The organism is Polynucleobacter sp. MG-5-Ahmo-C2 (assembly GCF_018687735.1).
GTDB lineage: Bacteria > Pseudomonadota > Gammaproteobacteria > Burkholderiales > Burkholderiaceae > Polynucleobacter.
Genome location: NZ_CP061304.1, coordinates 24,372 through 42,794 on the forward strand (window position 1 = coordinate 24,372; position 18,423 = coordinate 42,794).

General features: G+C 46.7%; 15 protein-coding genes, 7 tRNA genes, 3 rRNA genes and 1 pseudogene. 20 read left to right on the forward strand and 6 right to left on the reverse strand.

Translation table 11 applies throughout. The features are described from left to right. Window positions 1-161 precede the first annotated feature (161 nt). On the forward strand, window positions 162-2,291 hold the full coding sequence (gene priA, locus C2740_RS00130) for a primosomal protein N' (protein WP_215293433.1): 2,130 nt from the start codon (window positions 162-164) through the stop codon (window positions 2,289-2,291). Between the two features lie 8 nt (window positions 2,292-2,299). Here the strand turns inward: priA and gcvH are convergent, their stop codons facing one another. From gcvH to C2740_RS00150, 4 genes are all read right to left on the reverse strand, one after another. Continuing rightward, window positions 2,300-2,692, reverse strand: coding sequence for a glycine cleavage system protein GcvH (gene gcvH, locus C2740_RS00135; protein WP_215293434.1), 393 nt, complete (start codon window positions 2,690-2,692; stop codon window positions 2,300-2,302). Window positions 2,693-2,760: 68 nt separating this feature from the next. Then, a complete protein-coding gene (locus C2740_RS00140; protein ID WP_215293435.1) occupies window positions 2,761-2,946 on the reverse strand; it encodes a hypothetical protein in 186 nt (61 codons plus the stop codon). A 42-nt stretch (window positions 2,947-2,988) separates the two neighbouring features. After that, window positions 2,989-4,131: a fatty acid desaturase gene (locus C2740_RS00145; RefSeq protein WP_251369646.1), complete on the reverse strand. Its 1,143-nt coding sequence runs from the start codon at window positions 4,129-4,131 to the stop codon at window positions 2,989-2,991. A gap of 82 nt (window positions 4,132-4,213) precedes the next feature. After that, a tRNA-Arg gene (locus C2740_RS00150) sits at window positions 4,214-4,289 on the reverse strand. A gap of 104 nt (window positions 4,290-4,393) precedes the next feature. Between C2740_RS00150 and C2740_RS00155 the strand changes: the two genes are divergently transcribed. Further along, window positions 4,394-4,624, forward strand: a complete 231-nt coding sequence (locus C2740_RS00155; RefSeq protein ID WP_251369647.1) for a hypothetical protein — start codon at window positions 4,394-4,396, stop codon at window positions 4,622-4,624. Window positions 4,625-4,649: 25 nt separating this feature from the next. On the opposite strand, the gene rsmI is transcribed toward C2740_RS00155, so the two are convergent. Next, complete coding sequence (gene rsmI, locus C2740_RS00160) at window positions 4,650-5,570, reverse strand: 16S rRNA (cytidine(1402)-2'-O)-methyltransferase (protein ID WP_215293436.1); 921 nt, start codon at window positions 5,568-5,570, stop codon at window positions 4,650-4,652. An 85-nt stretch (window positions 5,571-5,655) separates the two neighbouring features. On the opposite strand from rsmI, the gene C2740_RS00165 reads away from it, so the two are divergent. Genes C2740_RS00165 through C2740_RS00175 form a run of 3 tightly spaced genes read left to right on the forward strand, consistent with a single transcriptional unit; the run spans window position 5,656 to window position 7,326 of the window. Beyond that, a complete protein-coding gene (locus C2740_RS00165; protein WP_215293437.1) occupies window positions 5,656-6,258 on the forward strand; it encodes a phosphoheptose isomerase in 603 nt (200 codons plus the stop codon). A gap of 36 nt (window positions 6,259-6,294) precedes the next feature. After that, on the forward strand, window positions 6,295-6,945 hold the full coding sequence (locus tag C2740_RS00170) for a BON domain-containing protein (protein ID WP_215293438.1): 651 nt from the start codon (window positions 6,295-6,297) through the stop codon (window positions 6,943-6,945). 57 nt (window positions 6,946-7,002) lie between these two features. Beyond that, entirely contained in the window at window positions 7,003-7,326 is a 324-nt protein-coding gene (locus C2740_RS00175; protein ID WP_251369648.1) for a c-type cytochrome, read from the forward strand. A 2-nt stretch (window positions 7,327-7,328) separates the two neighbouring features. Here C2740_RS00175 and C2740_RS00180 read toward each other — a convergent pair whose 3' ends face one another. Further along, a complete protein-coding gene (locus C2740_RS00180; RefSeq protein ID WP_215293439.1) occupies window positions 7,329-7,985 on the reverse strand; it encodes a GNAT family N-acetyltransferase in 657 nt (218 codons plus the stop codon). 480 nt (window positions 7,986-8,465) lie between these two features. On the opposite strand from C2740_RS00180, the gene C2740_RS00185 reads away from it, so the two are divergent. From C2740_RS00185 to rplJ, 15 genes and pseudogenes are all read left to right on the forward strand, one after another. Next, a 16S ribosomal RNA gene (locus C2740_RS00185) occupies window positions 8,466-9,998 on the forward strand. Between the two features lie 59 nt (window positions 9,999-10,057). Further along, window positions 10,058-10,134: transfer RNA gene (locus C2740_RS00190), tRNA-Ile, on the forward strand. Window positions 10,135-10,164: 30 nt separating this feature from the next. Continuing rightward, a tRNA-Ala gene (locus C2740_RS00195) sits at window positions 10,165-10,240 on the forward strand. A gap of 268 nt (window positions 10,241-10,508) precedes the next feature. After that, a 23S ribosomal RNA gene (locus C2740_RS00200) occupies window positions 10,509-13,382 on the forward strand. A gap of 105 nt (window positions 13,383-13,487) precedes the next feature. Next, window positions 13,488-13,601 (forward strand): 5S ribosomal RNA (gene rrf, locus C2740_RS00205). The 16S, 23S and 5S rRNA genes sit together here with 5 tRNA genes alongside, the layout of an rRNA operon. 105 nt (window positions 13,602-13,706) lie before the next feature. After that, window positions 13,707-13,791, forward strand: a tRNA-Tyr gene (locus C2740_RS00210). A gap of 5 nt (window positions 13,792-13,796) precedes the next feature. Continuing rightward, window positions 13,797-13,870 (forward strand) — tRNA-Gly (locus tag C2740_RS00215). Between the two features lie 20 nt (window positions 13,871-13,890). Next, window positions 13,891-13,965: transfer RNA gene (locus C2740_RS00220), tRNA-Thr, on the forward strand. A 64-nt stretch (window positions 13,966-14,029) separates the two neighbouring features. Beyond that, window positions 14,030-15,220: an elongation factor Tu gene (tuf, locus tag C2740_RS00225; RefSeq protein ID WP_071464438.1), complete on the forward strand. Its 1,191-nt coding sequence runs from the start codon at window positions 14,030-14,032 to the stop codon at window positions 15,218-15,220. A 28-nt stretch (window positions 15,221-15,248) separates the two neighbouring features. Further along, a tRNA-Trp gene (locus tag C2740_RS00230) sits at window positions 15,249-15,324 on the forward strand. Window positions 15,325-15,344: 20 nt separating this feature from the next. Further along, window positions 15,345-15,722 carry a preprotein translocase subunit SecE gene (secE, locus tag C2740_RS00235; protein WP_215293440.1) on the forward strand — a complete coding sequence of 126 codons (378 nt, stop codon included), beginning with the start codon at window positions 15,345-15,347 and terminating at the stop codon, window positions 15,720-15,722. A gap of 7 nt (window positions 15,723-15,729) precedes the next feature. Beyond that, window positions 15,730-16,302, forward strand: coding sequence for a transcription termination/antitermination protein NusG (gene nusG, locus C2740_RS00240; RefSeq protein ID WP_215293441.1), 573 nt, complete (start codon window positions 15,730-15,732; stop codon window positions 16,300-16,302). A 149-nt stretch (window positions 16,303-16,451) separates the two neighbouring features. Continuing rightward, a complete protein-coding gene (gene rplK, locus C2740_RS00245) occupies window positions 16,452-16,883 on the forward strand; it encodes a 50S ribosomal protein L11 (RefSeq protein WP_011901890.1) in 432 nt (143 codons plus the stop codon). A 2-nt stretch (window positions 16,884-16,885) separates the two neighbouring features. Continuing rightward, the gene (gene rplA / locus C2740_RS00250; RefSeq protein WP_215293442.1) at window positions 16,886-17,587 is read left to right on the forward strand and encodes a 50S ribosomal protein L1; all 702 of its coding nucleotides are present in this window, start codon (window positions 16,886-16,888) and stop codon (window positions 17,585-17,587) included. Window positions 17,588-17,823: 236 nt separating this feature from the next. Next, a pseudogene (gene rplJ, locus C2740_RS00255) lies at window positions 17,824-18,342 on the forward strand (50S ribosomal protein L10); the annotation flags it as partial. Window positions 18,343-18,423: the final 81 nt, after the last annotated feature.

Consider the following 18,423-nt stretch of genomic DNA (forward strand, 5'->3'; position numbering starts at 1 on the left):
ACTTGCGAAGTTCATTGTAAGTAATTGATTTATATTAATATTTATTAAAAGCGCTTAAAAACTGTGCACAAGTGGATTGCTGTTAAATTGGCTTATAAATCAAAATCATTGAATGATATCCACAGACTTATCCACAGGCAAAAGAAAGATTGAAGTAAATAATGGCCCCACCAATAGTGGTACAGGTAGTTGTTGATAAGCCTTTAGCTCAAGGCTTTGATTACTTGTGGGATGCTCAAAAGTTGGGCCGGTCACCAGAGATAGGACATATGGTGGAAGTGCCGTTTGGGCGCTCAAGCCTGGTCGGTATAGTTATAAAAGTAAGCGCACACTCTGAATTTGACATTAATAAACTTAAGTCCATATCCAGACTTGCCCCCCTGCCCCCGTTGGATCCAGCGGCCCTCAGGTTAGTTAGCTTTGCAAGCCAGTACTACATTCATGCCCTTGGTGAAACCATCATCCCAGCAATTCCACAAATGTGGAAAAAGCCCGAGGCTTGGGACAAGATCCTAAAAAAACTCATTGTTGCGGAAGAAAAGAGAAAGAAAAGAACTCAGGAAGAGCAAAGCGAAGGCTTTATTAGTGAGGCCTCCTTAAATGACGGACAAAAGCAGGCATTAGAAAAAATACGTACGTGCATCAAGAAAAATGAATTCAAAACTATCTTATTGCAAGGCCAAACCGGCAGCGGTAAAACAGCAGTATTTTTAAACTGGTTGACAAAGGTTTTGGAAGATGAAAGCGCACAAGTGCTGTTACTTGTTCCGGAAATTAATTTGACGCCACAACTAGAGCGGAGAGTGCGGGCATACTTTCCTGAAAAGAGAATGGCTGTGCTTCACAGTGGAGTGAGCGAAAAAGAAAGAGGCATTGCTTGGTATGAGGCAATGACCGGACGGACGCAAATTATTTTAGGAACAAGGTTGGCGGCACTAACCCCGCTTCCAAATTTACGGGCCATTGTTGTCGATGAAGAGCATGATCCGTCCTATAAACAACAAGACGGGATAAGGTACTCGGCACGTGATCTCGCTATATGGCGGGCACATGATCTGAAGATCCCAATTGTGCTTTCATCTGCAACCCCATCATTAGAAACGTGGATAGCAGCAAAGGCTGGACGCTATGAAAATATCCGGATAGATCAGAGAGCGCACGGAGCAAAATTGCCCAACGTTCATCTGATCAATATGCGCGATCCGCAAAATCAGTATAGCCCTGGCGATATTGGCAGACCGAAGGTGAAGAGCTTAATCAGCAAAACACTTGCTAATGCAATTAGTAAAAATTTAGAAGATAAAAAACAAAGTTTGGTCTTAATTAATCGCAGAGGGTATGCTCCAGTACTAAGTTGTGGTGCTTGTGCATGGCTATCAAAATGCCAACAGTGCAGCTCCTGTATGGTGTTACATAAAGCAGGGGTGTTGACTAAAAAATCAGTATTGAGCTGTCACCATTGTGGCTTGTCAAAAACAATTCCAAGCCATTGCCCTGATTGCGGGAATGCAGATCTAAAAACCCTGGGTCAGGGTACGCAAAAGATTGAAGATTTCATTGAAGAAATGTGGTCAAAGGCCAAGGTGTTGCGGATCGATACGGACTCTAGTAGGAGCAGTAAAGGCGCAGAAGAGTTATTTCAAGAAATCCACCAGGGCAAGGTAGATATTGTTGTTGGTACGCAAATGATTGCCAAGGGACATGATTATCAGAATATTGGAATGGTGGGTGTATTGGATGCGGATGGTAGATTATTCTCGCAAGATTTTAGAGCCGCAGAAAGGCTGTTTGCCCAACTTGTGCAAGTGGCTGGTCGTGCAGGACGCTCTAAAGGGGATGGCGAGGGCGGAGGGGATATTTACATCGAGACTCAATACCCCGAGTCAGCAGTATTTCAATACTTACTGCGCCATGATGTAGATGGATTTTTATCCCACACCGCCAATGAAAGGCAGGAGGCTGGATTGCCACCTTTTTCATATCAAGCCTTAGTACATGCTGAGGCAAAAAGTTTAGATAAGGCAATCCAATTTTTGGGCGCCCTAAAAGAGCATCTAAGGTTACAGGGGCAAATATGTAATGGGCTGCGTGTTTATGATCCTGTGCCAAAGACGGTGATGAGAGTTGCCGGCACAGAGCGTGCCCAACTGGTCATTGAATCAGATGACCGCAAACAATTGCAGGCAGTTTTAGAGGCCGTTGATAGAGAGTTGCGTGAAAACTCTCAGGGGAGAATTAGTAAGACTTCACGTATACGTTGGTTAATTGAGCGCGACCCAATCGCACTTTAATAGATTGCTTAGGCGCCAGCAGAGGCGCTGTATTCTTCCATGCTCATCAGAAGGTCAAGCTCAGCAGCGAGACTTATCTCAGTGCTGGATTTGATTTTGAATAACCAAGTTCCATATGGCTTTTCATTTACAAGTTCGGGAGTGTCAGCCATTGCATCATTGATTGCAACAATTTCGCCACTCACTGGCGCATGAATATCGCTCGCCGCCTTTACTGATTCAATCACGGCAATTGCCTCGCCCTGCTTTACTTGCTGACCAAGTTTGGGCGCCTGAAAAAACATAACATCACCTAAAGCCTCTTGGGCATGGTTGCTAATGCCAACCCATACTAGGCCATCGCTTCCAAGGTCAGCCCACTCATGCGTTTCAGCAAACTTGAAAGTATCTTGGCTATTCATTATTAATATCTTGGAAGGGGATACAAAGCCGCCTTCAAGCGAAGGACGACAGGACCTACTAATACTTGTTAAGCTTTTGCAGAGCCGGTGCGGTGTGTACGGTTGTATAGGCAGCTGGCGCAGATCCAGCGTTGCTTGCGATTACTCGTTGGAATCCAGGTTCCGCCTTCAAGTCGTTTTTCGCGACTGCAAGAAGAGCAAAACTTGAGGCTTTGAGAGGTGTCTTGGGCAGCAGCAGGAGTTGAGGTAGTCATGGGCAATCCGGGTAAGGCAAATCTTTATACAGAAGATCTATTTTACCCGTTTTGTCCCACTGGGGCTGGGCTCAGGACAACTCGCACTGAATCCGCCGTTTTATTGCCATCAAAGTCCAGCCATGCCTTGTTCTCAAAGTCATATAGCTTGCACTTGCGTGCAGTATCGAAATACCAGCCCCAAGTGAACTTTTGCACAAAAATACGGTCTGGCAGGATAGTTTCCAAGGTAGTTTGAGCCTCTTGGAGGCGATATAGGGGTGCGCTCATATCCACGTGATGGGCAGTGTGCTCCATGATGTGGTGCATTAAAGAGCCCCAAATCCAATTAAACGTGAGGTGAACCGTGGTTGAAACAAAGGGTTGAGCGCGTAACCATTCAGATTTTTTGTCGTACCAAGAAACTGATGGGTGAGTGTGGTGTACATAGACCACAAACCCAATCATGCCATTCCAGAATAAGAATGGAATGGCAAAACCGGTAGTGAGGCCAAGCCAGATAGATTGACCGGTAACGATTGCACCTGCAATTAAGCAAGCAATCCAAATAATGGCAAAACCAGTAACCAGTAAATTATCTTTTAAGAAAATTGGTCGATCGCCAGGTTTGTTTTTTGCGTTCGGAAAGTATTCGCGTCTCCACCAAATCTCGATGAGGTAGTAGAAAACTGGACCCCAGCCACTGCGGTAGAGGCGCTCTAAGGCCTTACGCCATGGGGGTAGCGCGTCATACTCAGATTTAGATAGGGGCGCCCATACAAAGTCAAAGCCCTTAAGATTGGTTTGGCCATGGTGAACTACGTTGTGACCAACATCCCATAAGCTATAGGGTGTTAGCGAAGGCAAAAATGCAATGCGCCCTAAAATTTTATTAAGTTCGCGATTTGGCGTGAAGCTCTGATGGCAGGCATCGTGACCCAAGATAAAAATGCGGCCAGTTACAAAGCCAGCAATAAGACCAAAAATGATTTTGAATAGAACGCTTTCTACAAATACTGTTCCAGCGATACAGCCAAGCCACAGCAAGGCATCAATAAAGAGGAGCATGATGGCGCGCCCTGTTTCCCCTTGGGCCATTGGAATTAACCAGCTCCGAATAATTTTGCGGTGCGGTAATGGCGCCTCAGGAGGCAAGGGGTTTATCAGGGATGGCTCTGAAAGGGCAGAATTTAGATGTGTAGACACGATAAGAATCAATAAGTTAGACCCAAATGATAGTGGTTTTTGTTTTTCTATGCATGATGTAGGTCAAAAACCCCTCTAGTTCTGGCGCGCCCGGCAGGAATCGAACCTGCGACCCTTGGCTTCGGAGGCCAATACTCTATCCACTGAGCTACGGGCGCCAACGGAAAACTTTGGTTGCCCCTATATTGTAAGTGCCTGTAACCCCACTCTCTAGTTATAATTACCGCAAAACAACCCTAAACCCGTTAAAAAACTAATTCTTATGAGCAACGAGCACGGAAATCTAATTAAGTCCCCAAAACAACTCATCATCATGGTGTTTGCAAGCTTTTTTGTGCCCCTGATCGTTATTTTGTTATTGATGGTGTTTGTGAACAATGGCAAACGTGGCGAATCTTCGACCACTACTGAGCAATTGATTAAGCCAGTAGCCCAGTTAAATTTTCAAGATGCGAGCACAGCCGCCGCCGCTAAAGATCCGAGCGCTAAATAAAAATTTTTGGCATTCAAAAAGCTGGCTACATGCCAGCTTTTTTATTTTTCATCACCTCATCTTTTGCATCTAGAGCAATTTGATAGGCCTCTTTTTTTGTTAGGCCCAAGGCTTGTGAAAGAACTGCAGCAATTTCTTTGCTACCCAGATAAGGGTTAAGTGTATTTGCCCAAAGTAGAAGTGAGGCATGTTCAGGAGCCTCATCAGCCCTGCCCTGGCGGCCCGCTACCAAAATAATAAATTCACCCTTTAAGCTCGTCGCATTTTCTAGCCAAGAGGCGATTTCAGTCGCCTGAATTGAAACAAGCTGCTCAAACTTTTTAGTTAATTCACGACAAATCAATACTTGGCGCTCAGGCTCCAAAGCGTTTACAAGTAAAAGCAATGTTTCACGAATGTGATATGGTGATTCAAAAAAGATGCTTGTTTTTTTACTGCTGAAAATATCTTGTAGCAGAGCGTCACGCTCTTTGGTTTTGTTCGGCCAAAAACCTAAAAACTGAAAGCGTCCTTCCGAATTGAGCATCACCGAACCTGATGCAGAGATTGCGCAAGACACAGAGCTTGCGCCAGGAATGGGGATCACTCGAAGACTAGCTTTTTGCACTTCATTTACTAATCTTGCTCCGGGGTCGGAAACTCCCGGAGTGCCTGCATCCGATATATAGGCCCAGCGCTCGCCTTTGGTGAGGCTTTGAATAACGGTTTGTGCACCCTCTAGCTCGTTGTGCTCATGAAGCGCTAGACATTTTTTGTGGATTCCAAATTGCTGCAATAGCGCTGCGCTATGTCTCGTGTCTTCGCAGGCAATACCGTCTACTGCGTTCAACACATGAAGTGCTCGCAAGGTGATATCGCCCATATTGCCAATCGGCGTAGCCACCATGTAGAGGGCTCCAGCAGGTAGATCCTGTTGTTTTAAAAAATCAAATGAGCCTATTTCCATAAGGGCAGGTTCTGCGTAAGATTAGTCATAAGTAAGAGGATACGTTGCTTTAGAAATTACCCCCAGTTTGGCGCATAATATTGGCATGGATAAAAATATTATTGAAGTTCTGCGAAAGCGTGCATCACAACATTTTTTAGACAGCATTGCTGTAAAGCAAGAGGCTGAAAAAGTACTTCCAGAAGCCGTTGCTCGTGGAGTGCTGGCAATGGTTGATTGTTTGAAATCTGGTGGCAAGGTGATGGCTTGCGGCAATGGCGGCTCTGCTGCTGATGCTCAACACTTTGCCGCAGAATTAATTGGCCGATTTGAGCGAGAGCGCGAAGAACTAGCAGCAATTGCATTGACCACGGATTCATCGATTCTGACTGCCGTTGGAAATGATTACAGCTATGACGATATCTTTAGTAAACAAGTTCGTGGACTTGGGAAAAAGGGCGACATCCTCTTGGGAATTTCAACTTCTGGTAACTCCAAGAATGTAGTGAAAGCAATCGAAGCGGCAAAGAAAATGGGTATCAAGATTATTGCTTTTACTGGCAATGGTGGTGGAAAGATTGCTACTTTGTTAGACGAAGATGACATACATCTGTGTGTACCCTCTACGCGCACTGCTCGTATTCAAGAAACCCATTTGGTTCTGTTGCACGGATTATGCGATGGTGTTGATCATGTTTTATACGACTAGACTTTTTTGACGCAATCCATTTCAGAAAATAATTAAATGCAAATTTCTTCTCTTGTTAAGCTAGTTGTCGCGGCGATGGCGGTGTCTCAACTCGCATCTTGTGCGGTTGTCGCTGTTGGCGGCGTTGCTGCAACTGCAGCTGTCATGGCTGATCGACGCAGCCCTGGCGTGCAGGCCATAGACAAAGGAATTGAGTGGGAAGCTAGTAACGCTTTAAGCAAGAGATTTGGCGACAACGCTCACATCAACATCGCTTCATTTAATCAAAAAGTATTATTGACTGGCGAAGCAAAAGACGCTGACATTAAGGGCGAAGCTGGCTCGTATGTGAAAGCAATGAAGAATGTGCGATCCGTATTTAACGAATTAGTGATCGGCCCGAATAGCAGTTACACATCTCGCGCAAACGATTCATATCTGGAATCTAAGATCAAAACACAAATGATCTTTACAGAAAAATTACCATCGAATTCGATGGTAATCGTTGCCGAAGGTAGCAGTGTTTATTTGCTTGGCATACTCACGCAAGGCGAGGCTGAATTGGCGAAGAAAATTGCCAGCAATACAAATGGCGTGAAAGATGTTTACGTTTATTTCGACATCATTTCTGAGGCTGAGAAAACCCGCCTAGAGAAGCAAGGCAAGGCAGAGCAATCACAACCAGATAGCCCGCCAAAGTATCAGTAATCTTTTGGCATAAAGCAGTGTATACACGCCTTGCATAAGTTGATAAAAATATTTTTATTGTTCTCATTGCTTGCTTTGCAGCTTCAAAATGCACAAGCGAATAGTGAAGATGAAAAAGCGTTTGCCATTGCAAAACAAAATGCATGTTTAGGTTGTCATGCGATTAATAAAAAAATTGTTGGCCCGAGTTTTGAATCAGTCGCTCAAAAATATAAGGCCGATTCAAACGCGCAAGCATTCTTGAAAAATAAAATTGCTAAAGGCGGAGCCGGCTCATGGGGCGTGGTGCCTATGCCGGCCAACCCTAAATTAAGTGATGCAGATTTATCACGCTTATCGAGTTGGGTATTGCGCGGCGCACCAAATAAAAATTCAAACTGAAATTAGGGTGCGAGCCCAGGCCTTCCAAGAAACCACCACCATGCTTGATTAGATCGTTTGAGGTTTTCTTTTAAGGCGTAATCCATATCAGCCCACTGCTCATTAGCAGCTTCTTCAACAATGGTCGCAGGACTTGCTGGCGGCAATTTAAGGTAAGCATCGGCATCGCCGTAAGCGAATTCAACGCTCATGCCAGCCTTCTGCGCCAAATGCATCATTGCTTTGTTGTTTGATAGGCAATGAACATAGAGAGTTTCTATGCGGGTATTGCGGGAATGCACAGCTGAACGTTGCAATAAAGCAGTTCCAAGACCTTGTGAGCGCCCTTCTTGTAGGACTGAGACCCCAAATTCAGCTGCTCGAGCTTGATCCTTGACTTCAGGTAGATAGGCCAAATGAGCCATGCCAATAAGCCGTAAATTCAAGTCAAAGATCCCAAAGATAGTGTCTTTATTGAAATTTAGGTGCGCAACGTAGCGCTCAATGACCTCATTGGGTGTTTGGGTGCCAAAGCGTAAACGACGATCTTCATCGTTTAGCTGCAATAAGTGCTGAAGAATTTCTTCCCTGTGCCCAGCATGGAGCTCCCGGACAGGAACTGCTAGTCCTGTCGCATAGGGCCTGCTGGGTAAGTGTTTGCTCGCTAATTTATTGTGCATAGCAATATTTTAACAGGGTTACCAGAAAATTTCAGGGTTTTCCCTAGGGTGTGGTTGCTACGCAAATAAGGCGTCAAAAACGCGATTTTCCTCCAGCAGAAGCCGGAAAATTCCGCTAAAAATGGAATTTTTCAAAAAAGACTGAAATTAATTTAAAAATCTATCCAACTGATTTCATTGAGTTTATTTTGAAAACAGGAAAAATCTTCGCGTTTTTTAGGAGAAATAGTACGAAAGGTGTTGACGACCCTAAATAAGTGCGCTATAGTCTCACCTCTCTGCTGAATGTTTTTTGAAATACAAAACAAGTCAGCCCTCTTTAAAAATTAGTCAACCGATAATTGTGGGTACTAGGCGAAAGCATCCAGTCCTTCGGGACAGATGTAAACAAATAGTACTCATAGACAGTAAAAAGATTTGGTTTTATTACCAAGTCAATTTCTTGAATGAGTGCGACGATCCGCAAGGATCACAGGAATTAAACTGAAGAGTTTGATCCTGGCTCAGATTGAACGCTGGCGGCATGCCTTACACATGCAAGTCGAACGGCAGCACGGGTGCTTGCACCTGGTGGCGAGTGGCGAACGGGTGAGTAATACATCGGAACGTACCTTATCGTGGGGGATAACGCAGCGAAAGCTGTGCTAATACCGCATACGCCCTGAGGGGGAAAGCGGGGGATCGAAAGACCTCGCGCGATTAGAGCGGCCGATGCCTGATTAGCTTGTTGGTGGGGTAAAAGCCCACCAAGGCGACGATCAGTAGCTGGTCTGAGAGGACGATCAGCCACACTGGGACTGAGACACGGCCCAGACTCCTACGGGAGGCAGCAGTGGGGAATTTTGGACAATGGGGGCAACCCTGATCCAGCAATGCCGCGTGAGTGAAGAAGGCCTTCGGGTTGTAAAGCTCTTTTGTCAGGGAAGAAACACCGGCTCTAACACAGTCCGGGAATGACGGTACCTGAAGAATAAGCACCGGCTAACTACGTGCCAGCAGCCGCGGTAATACGTAGGGTGCGAGCGTTAATCGGAATTACTGGGCGTAAAGCGTGCGCAGGCGGTTATACAAGACAGGCGTGAAATCCCCGGGCTTAACCTGGGAATGGCGCCTGTGACTGTATAGCTAGAGTGTGTCAGAGGGGGGTAGAATTCCACGTGTAGCAGTGAAATGCGTAGATATGTGGAGGAATACCAATGGCGAAGGCAGCCCCCTGGGATAACACTGACGCTCATGCACGAAAGCGTGGGGAGCAAACAGGATTAGATACCCTGGTAGTCCACGCCCTAAACGATGCTGACTAGTTGTTCGGGATTTACATCCTGAGTAACGTAGCTAACGCGTGAAGTCAGCCGCCTGGGGAGTACGGTCGCAAGATTAAAACTCAAAGGAATTGACGGGGACCCGCACAAGCGGTGGATGATGTGGATTAATTCGATGCAACGCGAAAAACCTTACCTACCCTTGACATGTCACTAACGAAGTAGAGATACATTAGGTGCTCGTAAGAGAAAGTGAACACAGGTGCTGCATGGCTGTCGTCAGCTCGTGTCGTGAGATGTTGGGTTAAGTCCCGCAACGAGCGCAACCCTTGTCTTTAGTTGCTACGCAAGAGCACTCTAAAGAGACTGCCGGTGACAAACCGGAGGAAGGTGGGGATGACGTCAAGTCCTCATGGCCCTTATGGGTAGGGCTTCACACGTCATACAATGGTGCATACAGAGGGTTGCCAACCCGCGAGGGGGAGCTAATCTCAGAAAATGCATCGTAGTCCGGATCGTAGTCTGCAACTCGACTACGTGAAGCTGGAATCGCTAGTAATCGCGGATCAGAATGTCGCGGTGAATACGTTCCCGGGTCTTGTACACACCGCCCGTCATACCATGGGAGTGGGTTTTGCCAGAAGCCGTTAGCCTAACCGCAAGGAGGGCGACTGCCACGGCAGGGTTCATGACTGGGGTAAAGTCGTAACAAGGTAGCCGTATCGGAAGGTGCGGCTGGATCACCTCCTTTCTAGAGAAAAGATGCTGGAGCTATAGTGCCCACACTTATCGGTTGACAATAAAAGCCACGGGTCTGTAGCTCAGCTGGTTAGAGCACTGTGTTGATAACGCAGGGGTCGTAGGTTCAAGTCCTACCAGACCCACCAATCAGCGTTGATATGGACTTAGTGGACGTTGGGGGATTAGCTCAGCTGGGAGAGCACCTGCTTTGCAAGCAGGGGGTCGTCGGTTCGATCCCGTCATCCTCCACCAACATCTAAATGTCAAAACTAAGCAATTGATTAATTGTTTAGTTTTGCCATTTATGGCTGTTCTTTAAAAATTTGAGTAAGCAAAGTGTCAAATGTTTCTTTGAGAGGACATTTGACAATGTAATAAGGGTAAAGATTGAATCATCAATCAGTAATACAAACGAGTTTTACCAAGTTCTTTAACAAGTACTTACAGTTTGGATTACGGCAAACATGTCAGAAGTAGAAGTAAAACCTGTAACAGGTACTAGCAATGGTGCTCGTTATAGGATCAAGTGAATAAGTGCACATGATGGATGCCTTGGCGATTACAGGCGACGAAAGACGTTATAACCTGCGATAAGCCCCGGGGAGCTGGTAAATAAGCTTTGATCCGGGGATTTCTGAATGGGGAAACCCACCACTTTTGTGGTATCCATACCTGAATACATAGGGTATGAGAAGCGAACCTTGTGAACTGAAACATCTAAGTAGCAAGAGGAAAAGACATCAACCGAGATTCCCAAAGTAGTGGCGAGCGAAATGGGAAGAGCCTTCTAGTGATATCTCAGTAATTAACAGAATGGAATGGAAAGTCCAACAATAAAGGGTGATAGTCCCGTATGTGAAAATTATTGAGTGGTACTAGGCTAGAGACAAGTAGGGCGGGACACGAGAAATCCTGTCTGAATATGGGGGGACCATCCTCCAAGGCTAAATACTCGTAATCGACCGATAGTGAACAAGTACCGTGAGGGAAAGGCGAAAAGAACCCCGGGAGGGGAGTGAAATAGATCCTGAAATTGTGTGCATACAAACAGTAGGAGCCTCGTAAGGGGTGACTGCGTACCTTTTGTATAATGGGTCAGCGACTTACATTCAGTAGCAAGCTTAACCGAATAGGGAAGGCGTAGCGAAAGCGAGTCCGAATAGGGCGCTAGTTGCTGGGTGTAGACCCGAAACCAGTTGATCTATCCATGGCCAGGTTGAAGGTGCGGTAACACGTACTGGAGGACCGAACCCACTAACGTTGAAAAGTTAGGGGATGAGCTGTGGATAGGGGTGAAAGGCTAAACAAAACTGGAAATAGCTGGTTCTCTCCGAAAACTATTTAGGTAGTGCCTCGTGTATCACTGTAGGGGGTAGAGCACTGTCATGGTAGTGGGGTCCATTGCGGATTACTGCGCCATAGCAAACTCCGAATACCTACAAGTGCAATCACGGGAGACAGACATCGGGTGCTAACGTCCGGTGTCAAGAGGGAAACAACCCAGACCGCCAGCTAAGGTCCCTAATATATGCTAAGTGGGAAACGAAGTGGGAAGGCTAAAACAGTCAGGAGGTTGGCTTAGAAGCAGCCATCCTTTAAAGAAAGCGTAATAGCTCACTGATCGAGTCGTCCTGCGCGGAAGATGTAACGGGGCTAAGCATATAACCGAAGCTGCGGATCACAGCAATGTGATGGTAGGAGAGCGTTCTGTAAGCCTGTGAAGGTGTCTTGTAAAGGATGCTGGAGGTATCAGAAGTGCGAATGCTGACATGAGTAGCGATAAAGGGGGTGAAAAGCCTCCTCGCCGTAAGCCCAAGGTTTCCTGTTCAACGTTCATCGGAACAGGGTGAGTCGGCCCCTAAGGCGAGGCAGAGATGCGTAGCTGATGGGAACAAGGTTAATATTCCTTGACCATTGTTAGATGCGATGGGGGGACGGATCGCGGAAAGTTGTCCGGGTGTTGGAAGTCCCGGTTCTTGCGTTGGAGATGGCTATTAGGTAAATCCGGTAGCGTAATTCAAGGGCGTGAGACGAGCGAATTTATTCGCGAAGCAATTGGAAGTGGTTCCAAGAAAAGCCTCTAAGCTTCAGTCTAACAAGACCGTACCGCAAACCGACACAGGTGGGCGAGATGAGTATTCTAAGGCGCTTGAGAGAACTCAGGAGAAGGAACTCGGCAAATTTGTACCGTAACTTCGGGATAAGGTACGCCCTGGTAGTTTGACCCTGTACAAGGGGAGGACGAAAGGGTTGCAATAAAAAGGTGGCTGCGACTGTTTAATAAAAACACAGCACTCTGCAAACACGAAAGTGGACGTATAGGGTGTGACGCCTGCCCGGTGCTGGAAGATTAAATGATGGGGTGCAAGCTCTTGATTGAAGTCCCAGTAAACGGCGGCCGTAACTATAACGGTCCTAAGGTAGCGAAATTCCTTGTCGGGTAAGTTCCGACCTGCACGAATGGCGTAACGATGGCCACACTGTCTCCTCCTGAGACTCAGCGAAGTTGAAATGTTTGTGATGATGCAATCTACCCGTGGCTAGACGGAAAGACCCCATGAACCTTTACTGTAGCTTTGCATTGGACTTTGAATCGGTCTGTGTAGGATAGGTGGGAGGCGTTGATAACAGGATGCTAGTTCTGTTGGAGCCAACCTTGAAATACCACCCTGATTTATTTGAGGTTCTAACCTTGGCCCGTTATCCGGGTCGGGAACAGTGCATGGTAGGCAGTTTGACTGGGGCGGTCTCCTCCCAAAGTGTAACGGAGGAGTACGAAGGTACGCTTGGTACGGTCGGACATCGTACCTAAAGTGCAATGGCAAAAGCGTGCTTAACTGCGAGACCGACAAGTCGAGCAGGTGCGAAAGCAGGTCATAGTGATCCGGTGGTTCTGTATGGAAGGGCCATCGCTCAACGGATAAAAGGTACTCTGGGGATAACAGGCTGATACCGCCCAAGAGTTCATATCGACGGCGGTGTTTGGCACCTCGATGTCGGCTCATCTCATCCTGGGGCTGTAGCCGGTCCCAAGGGTATGGCTGTTCGCCATTTAAAGAGGTACGTGAGCTGGGTTTAAAACGTCGTGAGACAGTTTGGTCCCTATCTGCCATGGGCGTTGGAGATTTGACGGGGGCTGCTCCTAGTACGAGAGGACCGGAGTGGACATTCCGCTGGTGTACCTGTTGTTTCGCCAGAAGCATCGCAGGGTAGCTATGAATGGAAGAGATAACCGCTGAAAGCATCTAAGCGGGAAACTTGCCTGAAGATGAGATCTCCCGTAGGTTTAACCTACATAAAGGGTCGTTGAAGACCACAACGTTGATAGGTCGGGTGTGGAAGTGCAGTAATGCATTAAGCTAACCGATACTAATTGCCCGTTAGGCTTGATCCTATAACCAGCACTATTGTGTTGGATGTTTGCCAGATTTAATCTGCATCCTTATTACATGCTTACTCAAATCGAGTTGTTGATTTATCAGCAGCTCAACCCTCTACGCCCGGTGACCATAGCGAATTGGAACCACTCCTTCCCATCCCGAACAGGACAGTGAAACGATTCTACGCCGATGATAGTGCGGATTACCCGTGTGAAAGTAGGTAACTGCCGGGCACCAATGCGACGCCCAGACCCTCTTAGGTCTGGGCGTTTTTACTTGTGCAAAGCGTTTAGAGAGATTGACAGATACTCCGTTTGGAGTCAGAATATTGGGTTCGCGGAGGGGTGTCCGAGCGGCTAAAGGAGGCAGACTGTAAATCTGTTGGCTATGCCTACGTAGGTTCGAATCCTACCCCCTCCACCAGATGTGCGGGATTAGTTTAATGGTAAAACAGCAGATTTCCAATCTTCGGTCAAGAGTTCGATTCTCTTATCCCGCTCCAGATTTGTTGCATTAGATTTCGCCCATGTGGCTCAGTGGTAGAGCACTCCCTTGGTAAGGGAGAGGTCGGCAGTTCGATCCTGCCCATGGGCACCATGTTTGATTTTATTAATTGTGTATTTCGTGTTTGGTTTAAGAATTAACTAAAGGCAGATTAAAAATGGCAAAAGAAAAGTTCGAGCGGACAAAACCGCACGTAAACGTAGGCACCATCGGTCACGTTGACCATGGTAAAACTACATTGACAGCAGCAATTGCAACCGTGCTCTCAAAAGCATTTGGTGGCGAAGCGAAAGCATACGATCAGATCGATGCTGCTCCTGAAGAAAAAGCCCGTGGTATTACGATTAATACTGCGCACGTTGAGTATGAGACTGCAAACCGTCACTACGCTCACGTGGATTGCCCAGGACATGCTGACTACGTTAAGAACATGATTACTGGCGCTGCTCAGATGGACGGCGCTATTTTGGTTTGCTCTGCAGCTGATGGCCCAATGCCACAAACGCGTGAGCACATCCTCTTGGCACGCCAAGTTGGTGTTCCTTACATCGTGGTGTTTCTGAACAAGTGCGACATGGTTGATGATGCTGAATTGTTAGAACTCGTTGAAATGGAAGTTCGTGAACTTCTCTCTAAATATGACTTCCCAGGCGATGACACACCAATCGTGCAAGGTTCTGCTAAGTTGGCTTTAGAAGGCGACGAAGGCCCATTGGGTAAAGAAGCCATTATGAAATTGGCTGAAGCTTTAGATACCTACATCCCAACTCCAGAGCGTGCTATTGACGGTGCGTTCTTGATGCCAGTAGAAGATGTGTTCTCGATCTCTGGTCGCGGTACTGTTGTAACAGGCCGTATTGAGCGCGGTATCGTTAAGGTTGGTGAAGAGATCGAAATTATCGGTATCAAGCCAACACTCAAAACCACTTGTACTGGTGTTGAAATGTTCCGCAAATTGCTCGATCAAGGTCAAGCAGGCGACAACGTTGGTATTTTGTTGCGCGGTACAAAACGTGAAGAAGTTGAGCGCGGCCAAGTATTGGCCAAGCCTGGTTCAATCACCCCACATACTCACTTTACTGCCGAGGTTTACATCTTGGGTAAAGATGAAGGTGGTCGTCATACACCATTCTTTAACAACTATCGTCCCCAGTTCTACTTCCGCACAACGGACGTAACAGGTTCAATCGAGTTGCCAAAAGACAAAGAAATGGTCATGCCTGGTGATAACGTAACCATTACCGTAAAACTCATCGCCCCTATCGCGATGGAAGAAGGTTTACGTTTTGCGATCCGTGAAGGTGGCCGTACAGTTGGCGCCGGTGTGGTTGCAAAGATTTTGGCTTAAGTGGTAAAGCTGTAATGAGTTTTTATAAAGGGGTGTAGCTCAATTGGCAGAGCGTTGGTCTCCAAAACCAAAGGTTGGGGGTTCGATGCCCTCCGCCCCTGCCACGATTTGAACTGAAAGCAATATGTCTCAACAAACTGTAAGTCACTCTGAAGAAAAGAGCAGCTGGGTCTCCGTACTCGCTGCTTTAATCGTCGTTGCTGCGCTAGTGCTTTATTACACGCTCATCGACCAATCTTTATGGATGCGCTTGGGTGTTCTGTTTGGTGGCATCGCTGCTGCGGTTTTGATTGTGGCGATTTCACCGGATGGGCGTCGTTTTATTGCCTATGCAAAAGATTCTTGGTATGAAGTAAAAAAGGTTGTTTGGCCAACTCGTAAAGAGACTACCCAAATGACTCTAGTCGTATTTGGCTTTGTTCTGATCATGTCCCTGTTTTTATGGGTAGCAGACAAATTGATTGAATGGCTAGTTTTTTCAGCTTTTTTAGGCTGGAAGTGAGCAAAAAATGATTGATTCTGAAGTAGCCGTAAATCCACAAGCTACTGGCAATATGCGCTGGTACGTTATTCATGCCTATTCCGGGATGGAAAAGAGCGTCAAAAAAGGCCTTGAAGAGCGTATTGCACGTTCTGGTATGCCTGAGAAATTTGGCCGCATTTTGGTTCCCTCCGAAGAGGTTGTAGAGATCAAATCTGGCACAAAATCAGTAACAGAGCGTCGTTTCTTCCCAGGATATGTCCTGATTGAGATGGAAATGACAGATGAAAGCTGGCATTTGGTGAAAAATACGCCAAAAGTGACTGGTTTCGTAGGTGGTGTTCGTAACCGCCCAAGCCCGATTTCTACTGCGGAAGTAGCAAAAATCATGGATCAAATGCAGGCTGGGGTGGATAAACCGAAGCCTAAGACCCTATTTGAGGTGGGTGAGATTGTGCGCGTTAAAGAAGGCCCATTTGTTGATTTCAACGGAAACATCGAAGAAGTTAACTATGAGAAGTCAAGACTGCGTGTTTCTGTTACAATATTTGGCCGCGGTACCCCAGTTGAGCTGGAGTTCGGTCAGGTAGAAAAGATGTAAAAACAAGGACTTAGTCCTGGTTTGTAGTGCAGTAGTTTTAAGTGGTTAGTAATTAACCGAGGAGCGGAGCTAGAAAGCCAAAAACTAGCGAAGCGTTTACTCAACGGCGGTCTTTCCTAATGAGGTTAGGCGCGCTTTAAGGAGCACACATGGCAAAGAAGATTATTGGCTTTATCAAACTGCAGATCCCTGCAGGTAAAGCAAATCCATCACCACCCGTAGGTCCAGCATTGGGTCAACGTGGCCTCAATATTATGGAATTCTGTAAGGCGTTTAATGCTCAAACTCAGAGCATGGAACCTGGCCTGCCAATTCCAGTCGTGATTACAGCGTTCGCTGATAAGAGCTTCACATTCATCATGAAGACTCCCCCAGCAACCATCATGATTAAGAAGGCTGCGAAGATCGAAAAAGGATCCCCACGTCCTCATACCGATAAGGTGGGAAAAATTACTCGTGCTCAAGCGGAAGAAATCGCTAAAGCAAAAATGCCAGACTTGACAGCAGCCGATATGGACGCAGCTGTAAGAACAATCGCTGGCAGCGCCCGTTCCATGGGCATCACTGTGGAAGGCCTCTAATCATGACTAAGTTATCTAAACGCGTAAAAGTAATTCAATCTAAAGTCGATCGCAATAAGTTTTATTCATTAGACGATGCATTGAACCTCGTTAAAGAGTGTGCAACTGCTAAGTTTGATGAGTCTATCGACGTTGCTGTTCAGTTGGGCATTGATGCCAAGAAATCTGACCAAGTTGTACGTGGCGCAGTAGTGCTTCCAGCTGGTACGGGTAAGCACGTTCGCGTGGCTGTTTTTGCACAAGGCGAGAAGGCTGAACAAGCTAAAGCCGCTGGCGCGGAAATCGTTGGCATGGAAGAGCTTGCTGAGCAAATTAAAGGCGGCAAAATTGATTTCGATATTTTGATTGCATCTCCAGACACAATGAAAATTGTTGGCACTTTAGGTCAAGTATTGGGCCCACGTGGTTTGATGCCAAACCCAAAAGTGGGAACAGTTACTCCTGATGTTGCTACTGCAGTGAAGAACGCGAAAGCAGGTCAAGTGCAGTTCCGTGTGGACAAAGCCGGCATCGTGCATGCAAGCATTGGCCGTCGTTCATTTGAGCCAACTGCATTGAAATCTAACTTGCTCGCATTGCTTGAGGCTTTGAATAAAGCAAAGCCACCTGCATCTAAGGGTATTTATTTAAAGAAGGTTGCCGTAAGCAGCACCATGGGTGCAGGCGTACGTGTAGACCAAGCATCGTTACAAGCAGCTCAATAGGTAGCTTGTAACAAAAAAGAACTTTGGGTCGACTCCTGCTCTTTGAGCGAGAGTCGAACATCAAAGACCGTTGGTGAATTGGTTGCTTGTACAGAGTTAATTCTTAATCGTTACGAAAGTAATAGCCAGCGCAGATGGCGACCCTGAAAAGATTTTCACAAGAACTTTGTGAACAAATGATCAGACGCTGGTGTGTAACCCCAACTGGAAACAGTTGGTTTTTATGGAGTTAAACCGTGCCTTTGAATGTACAAGACAAAAAAGCGATTGTTGCTGATGTCGGCGCTCAATTGGCTGGAGCCCAAACTGTCGTGCTCGCTGAATACCGTGGTATTCCAGTAGAGCAGTTGACAAAGCTACGTGCTAGCGCACGTGACCAAGGTGTATATCTTCGCGTTTTGAAGAACACATTGGCGCGCCGTGCTGCACAAGGCACACAGTTTGAGCCCCTTGCTGATTCGATGGTTGGCCCCTTGATTTATGGCATCTCTGCTGATCCGATTGCTTCGGCAAAAGTATTGCAGGGATTTGCTAAGACTCAAGATTTGCTAGTCATTAAAGCTGGCTTATATAACGGCAAGTTGTTAGATGTTGCAGGTGTAAAAGCGCTTGCAACAATTCCAAGCCGCGAAGAGTTGTTATCTCAGTTGTTGGGTGTGATGTTGGCACCTGTTTCTGCGATGGCTCGCGTATTGGGCGCAGTAGCAGCACAAAAGGCAGAAGGAGCTCCCGCTCCGGTAGCCGAATCGGCAGCACCTGTAGCAGAAGCAGCAGCCCCAGCAGAAGTAGTTGCTGAAGCAGCCGCACCTGAAGCAAGCGCTGAGCCTGCAGCCGCA